Origin of the sequence: Armatimonas sp. (assembly GCF_043760365.1) — a bacterium.
Classification (GTDB): Bacteria; Armatimonadota; Armatimonadia; order Armatimonadales; family Armatimonadaceae; genus Armatimonas.
In genome coordinates this window covers 1-6,024 of the sequence record NZ_JAYUPA010000179.1, presented here as the reverse complement: position 1 = coordinate 6,024, position 6,024 = coordinate 1, and the positions used below count along the sequence as shown (strand labels likewise).

Genomic DNA, 6,024 nt, shown 5'->3' with positions numbered 1-6,024 from the left:
GCAATTTATCGGTACGTGGCAGCGTACGAACGCCAGGCAACATTTCTTTGAGTGACATCACTTTTCTCCCCCACTATTGTATCGGTAAAGTTGGCACGAGCATGATTCTTGCGGGGCCGAGGAGGCCGGAGTCGAGAGGTTTATCGCCTTTTGTCCAGTAGCGCCAGGTGGTGAACGTGACGCGCTCGGTGGCGGGGCGGGGCTTGCCTTCGAGGAGCCACTTGGGCCAGGCCTTGATCGGGCCGGTCTTGCCGGTCCACTCGACACCCTCTTCTGGGGGGAGCTGCTCGTCGCCGATCAAGCGATTGACCCAGAGGTTAGTGACTTTGACTTCGAGTGTGTTGCTGCCAGGGCGCACTAGCTCCGTCATATCCAAGCGCCACGGGGCCTTCCAGAGGGTGCCCAGCGACTGTCCGTTGAGGAGCACGTCGGCGAAGTTTTTCACCACTCCCAGATCGAGAATCACGGTGCGGGCCGGGTCGGGCGTGTGCGTGAAGCTAGTTTTATAGGCCGCCGTGCCCGAGAAATACTTGGCATCGGGCTCGGTGAACTCCGTCCAGGAGACCAGTTTTTCTAGCGTGCGTGGTGCCTGACCGGGGAACGTGAGCTCCCAGCCGGTGAGTAGCATCTCGCGGAGCGCAGGGGCAGTGACTTGCTTGATCGCCCCGCGTGGGTCGGTGAAGGCGTAGGTGCCAGGCGTGTAGGCAAGCAGTTTGCCGCCCGTGAACGCGAACTCAGGGAGGGCGTTGTCGGGGCCGCTGCCCAGCAGAACGAGTGTCTCGTTCTCGTGGGCGGTCTTCTCTTTGGGCTTACCATCGAGCGTGTAGGAGATTTTCAGGTGCTTGACATGCAAGCTGATCGGGTCGCCAAAGAGCGCATTGGTCGCGGGAATCTCGGTCTCGCCTGCCGCGATTAGCTCTTTCACTTTTGCCGTCACGTCCGCGCCGCCCGCACCGTCGGTGGCCTCGTAGCGTGCCGAGAGAATCTCCAGCACGGGGGGCTTTGCGATTGCTGCCGTGCCACCCGTGCGCTCGATCTTGGTAAGCTGCTTGCCAGGCTTTGCATTTTTGCGAAACACCACAAACACGGATTCTGCGGGGCCAAGCTGCAGCGTGACATTGGTGTGGGTCTTACCGGCCTGCCAGAGCGGTGCAGCCTCGGTCGCGCCCGTCTCTGGGTGCCAGAGCTCAGGAGTGCGCCCCACAACGCGGAAGCCGACCGTGGCTTGCTGATTGGTGTAGCGCTGATTGCTCACAAAATAGATCTCGGCATCCGGCGTGCTCCGGTGCAGCCAGACAAAGGGCGTCGCCTTGGGAATGATCACATCGGGCGCGGGCAGCGCGGTTGTGAGTGTCGTCAGGGTGAGCTTCGCAGCGAGCGCTTTAACTTCGGTATCGCACGCGGGGTAGCCCACTAAGCTGGGAGACTTCTCCGGCTTGCGCCCAACAATCTTCGCGCCCGCCTTGCTGAGCTCCGCGAGCTTGGCCGTGGTCTGCGGCGTTAGCCACGTGGAGTCGGGGATCATGAGCACTTTATAGCGCGCGCCCGACGGCAAGACCAGCTCGCCTTTGTCCACTTTGGCCGTCATCAGTGCCGTGCGGTCGCAGCCGTCGTAGTCGTAGCCGGGCGGCAGGCTGGGGCGGTACAGATCGTTGGGGGCATCGTCGCCACAGAACGTCAGCACATCGGCCACAAAGCGCCCGGACTGCAAGAGATGCTGGCAACGAGCAACATAGGTCAGCCAAGTTGCGGCTTGCTTCCACCAGGTCTGTGTGCGCTCCAGATGCGAACCCCACGGCCCCATCGTCATTCCGGGCTTCAGATCAAGCCACGGCTGGTGGGCATAACGGTGGAAGATATAGCGGTTCACGCCCTGGCTAAACATCCGGTCCCCGAGCGCCTTGATGCCATACGGCTCCACCTGCCAGCGCCCCTCGTTCTCGCCCGCCGTGAAAGACTCCGCCCCCACAATCTTGCGGCCCATCACGTGAGCGCAGCTCGCCGCGATTTTTACGGTCTCGCCCGCACTACCACCGGGCACCCAGAACTCACCCATCAAAATATCGCCCTGCATCCCGATCTGCAGGTTATCAAACGGACCATTGCCATAGGGCTCGATGGAGAACTGCATTTTGTTCTCGTGGCAGAGCTCTTTAAAGCGCCCCGCATAGTTTTCCGCAAACAAATCCGCAATCGTGCGGCGCCAGTCCCACAAAAAGCGCTCAGACTGCTCGGCGCTCTCGATCACGCGCCCGGTGACCACGGGCATCCACGGCAAAGGATCGTAGCGGTGCTGTGCGATAAACGCACGGCGCAGCTTGGGGGTCCAGTTCTGACTGCCCATCTCGTAGGAGTCAATCAGCGCATTGTTCAGCGACTTGCCCACCAAATCCGGCCCCATATCAGTAAGTACCGGCGCGACACCCTTTTCCCAGTGCAACTCAATAGCCTCACGGCTCAGCTTGTCGCACTCTAGTCCACGGCCCGCCTCGGGCGCAGGGGCGTTCATGGCACCTGTGGTCGTGTGCCCCATGCGCAGCAGCACCCAGCTCCCGGCGGGCGCGTCCCAAGTCAGCTTGCCGTCGGGGGTACACTGTAAGACCACCACATCAGCCCAAGGAGTTGCGGCCTCGGTAGCCTGCCCCTCGCTGGCGGCCCCTTTGACATTTAGCCCCAGTCCATCGCCGCCCCGGTCAAAGAGCGCCTTGGCACGGATATTGGCGATGCGCGCCGTGTCGCCTGCTGCCGGGACTTTCACGGCTAGCACGGCGATATCTTTGTAGTAATCGGAGCGCTTGGTGGGCTCTTTGAGCTCCAGTGTCAGCTTTTTTCCGCCAACCGCAACCACCGTGCTCTCGGACCAAGTGAGCACCTGCATGGAAAACTCGGGGGTGATCCAGGGACCACCGGAGCTCGACCAGCCTGCGCAGTTATGAAAGCACAGCTCCAGCCCGACACGCTTGGCCTCTTTGGCGGCGTGCACCATCGCCTGCCGCCACTCGGGGGTCATGTAGAGCACTTTGCCCAACGGAATCCCCTGATCCACATTGAAGATCTGTGCGCCGCCAATGCCCGCCTGTGCCATCGCCTCTAAGTCCGCCGTGATGCCTTCGTGGGAGATATTACCGTTCATCCAGTGCCACCACGTATGGGGCCGTGCCGCCAGCGGCGGCGTCTGGAACGTCATGGCATCCACTACCTCCACGGTGGCCCCCTTGGCTTCGGACTCTTTTTTCTGAGCGAGAGCAGGTGTGGCAGCAAGCACAAAGCTAGTGGCGAGAAACGCGCGTCGGTTCATGCAGAGAGATTCGGCAAAAGAATCCTTTGTCCCTGCTCAAGCATCGCGGAAAATTCCCTGGCGGACGGTGACCACTCGGGCGTTACGCACAGCATCCAGTGGGATCGGGCCAAGGTCGGTGGTGGTGAGGAAGGTCTGACCGCCGCCGGTGAGTGAGAGCGCGAAGATCTGGTTACGGCGGCTCTCATCTAGATCCGAGAGGACATCATCTAAAAGTACAACGGGAGGCTCCCCAACCGTCTCCTCGATAAGCTGCCGCTCGGCGAGGCGCAGGGCGAGCGCGACCGTGCGCTGCTGGCCCTGGGAGCCGTAGGTGCGCGCATCTAAGAGCAGGCCACCCGGCGGGCCGATGCGAAACGTGAGATCATCGCGCTGAGGGCCAAGTGTGGTGACACCCCGCGCCGTTTCTTCCCGTCGTGCGTTTTTCAGCGCCGCAGCAAAGGCTTCCAAAACGCTCTCACTCAGGAGCGGGAAGGATGCCTGGTAGACCACCTCCAGCGTCTCCAGCCCCGCCGTGAGCGACTGATGGATCGGGGCCGCTAGCGCCGTGAGCCGGGTCAGCCATGCTCTACGCCGCTCGATCAGCTTGCTTCCGTGCTCGATCACCGGCACGGTCCAAGCCTCCAGCGATGCCACATCGCCGTGGCCGTGCTTGAAGTCCTTGAGCAAGCGATTGCGCCCTTCCAGTGCCTTTCGGTACGAGGCCAGCGCCAGTGCGTAGCGCGGCGAGAGCTGGCTGATCTCGTAGTTGAGAAATCTCCGGCGCTCGTCGGGCTCGCCGCGCACAATGTCTAAGTCCGTCGAGGCAAAGAGCACGGCATTGAGATGCCCGAGTAAGTCCGTGAGGCGTGGCTGCTTGCTCCCGCCCAGCTTTACTAACTTCCCCGATGTCCCAATGCCTCCCGCGCCAATCGCCAGCTCTAAGTCATACTCAATATCCCCGAGCTTCTGAACCTCCGCGCTCACCCGGGCCAGCGGCGCACCAAAACGAACCAGCTCCGTGTCGCGGCTCGTGCGGTGGGACTTGGTTGTGGCGAGGGCATACAAAGCCTCCAGCACATTGGTCTTTCCTTGCGCGTTCGGCCCCACTAAAACATTGAGCCCCGTGCCCGGGTTGAACTCCAGGCGCTCGTAGTTACGGAAGTCCGTAAGCTCCAGCCGGCTGACATGCATGGGCTACTCGGGCTTTCGTGCAAGAATCGAGAGCGTCTGTGGCAGCTTTGCGGCTAGCTCTGGCGCGAGATTGGGAAACGTGTCCCAGTACAAGTCCGGATGCTCCCCGAGCTTTTCGAGCACCAGCCCCGCCGTAATCAGCGCATTAATGAGCTGCGCGACCGTCCACTGCCGCTCGAATTTTTTCACCAGCTCACCCTGCTGGTACGCCTCCGGGATGTAGCTCGTCGGCCAGCCTTCGTCCTCGTAGACACGCGTGCTGAAGTAGTCGCCGTACTCCGCATCGAGCTGAAAGTGCTGCGCGTTCAAGTCCCAGACCCAGCTTACCGGGTGGCCGTCGAAGAAGTAGAAGTGCCCACCGGGCCTCAGCAGCCGCGCGATCACTCTGGCCCACGCCTCGATATCCATCAGCCAGCAGACCGCGCCGCGCCCGGTGTAGACCAAGTCCGCCGTGCCATTGAGTGAATCGGGCGTCTCCAGCACATCACTGCGTACCCACTGTGCGGGCGCACCCAGCGCCTCGCCGCGCAGCCGAGCCAGCGCGATCATGTCGTCGTTGATGTCTACCCCGATGACTTCACGCGCCCCGAGGTTCCAGAGCGAGAGCGTGTCGCGGCCTCCGGCACACTGCAAGTGAATCGCCCGGTCGCAGGGCATTAACGGGCGCAGAAACTCATACTCCGGCGCGACAAAGTTTGTCCCGCCCGAGCGCAAAAACGCCAGCGTCTGCTCAGTGTCGTCGGCGTAGCTCTTTGCGGCCTCACTCCATGCCTGCCGATTGTTTTCATGTTCTGGAATCATAGTGCCATTCTACAGCGTCAGTGCTTCGCAAACTTCAGGATCAACGCGAGTGGCAGGCCGATTTGGTCTTTCAGTTGCCCAAAGGTCACGGCCAGGCGCGTGTCCACAAGCGGCTCAGAAGCTGCTATGAGCGTGAGCTGGGCGGCGTAGGCGGCGTTGACGTAGTCCGAGAGCGAGTGGGGAATGCGTGGGATGCGGCATTCCTGGCCTCGCAAATCCGTGAAGCGCAGATACGGCGCGTGGTCTTTGCGAAAAACGGCGCTGGAGGCGGCGCGCTCTTGCGTGAGGCCGTGCGGGTGCAGGTCGGAGATGACCAAAATGCCGCCGGGCTTGAGCACGCGCGCCAGCTCGGTAAATGCGGCGTGCAGATTCTCGACGAAGCTCAACGTGAGGGCGCAGACGGCGGCATCAATCGTGGCATCGGGGATAGGAATGTGCTCCGTGAGGTCGCCCACGCCCCACTCAATGGGCAGCTCCGCTTTCTGCGCCTTGCGCTGCGCCACTTCCAGCATCGCGGGGCAAAAATCAACGCCCGCCACTTTTCGCGCACCAAAGCGCATCAACTGAATGGCGTAGCGCCCCGTCCCACAACCAATATCCGCCACGACCTTTCCCGCCACATTGGGCAGTGCCGCCAGAGTTTGTGTGGTCTCTAAAAGCAGCACCGGGCTGCCCGAGAGCCGGGCATCGTAGGTATCGGCGAGGCGGTCAAAGCCCTCGGCAGGAGAAAAATAAAGCGCATCGTCATCCAC

At 61.9% G+C, this 6,024-nt stretch carries 4 protein-coding genes; all 4 read right to left on the bottom strand.

Features of this window, described 5'->3' with window-relative positions; all coding sequences use genetic code 11:
* Nucleotides 1–73 precede the first annotated feature (73 nt).
* Nucleotides 74–3,298 carry a glycosyl hydrolase gene (locus tag ACH2EH_RS04525; protein ID WP_395139367.1) on the bottom strand — a complete coding sequence of 1,075 codons (3,225 nt, stop codon included), beginning with the start codon at nucleotides 3,296–3,298 and terminating at the stop codon, nucleotides 74–76.
* A 36-nt stretch (nucleotides 3,299–3,334) separates the two neighbouring features.
* A complete protein-coding gene (recF, locus tag ACH2EH_RS04520; protein ID WP_395139364.1) occupies nucleotides 3,335–4,471 on the bottom strand; it encodes a DNA replication/repair protein RecF in 1,137 nt (378 codons plus the stop codon).
* A 3-nt stretch (nucleotides 4,472–4,474) separates the two neighbouring features.
* Complete coding sequence (locus ACH2EH_RS04515; RefSeq protein WP_395139362.1) at nucleotides 4,475–5,272, bottom strand: class I SAM-dependent methyltransferase; 798 nt, start codon at nucleotides 5,270–5,272, stop codon at nucleotides 4,475–4,477.
* Nucleotides 5,273–5,289: 17 nt separating this feature from the next.
* The coding region (locus ACH2EH_RS04510) for a class I SAM-dependent methyltransferase (RefSeq protein ID WP_395139360.1) at nucleotides 5,290–6,024 on the bottom strand (735 nt) is incomplete at its 5' end.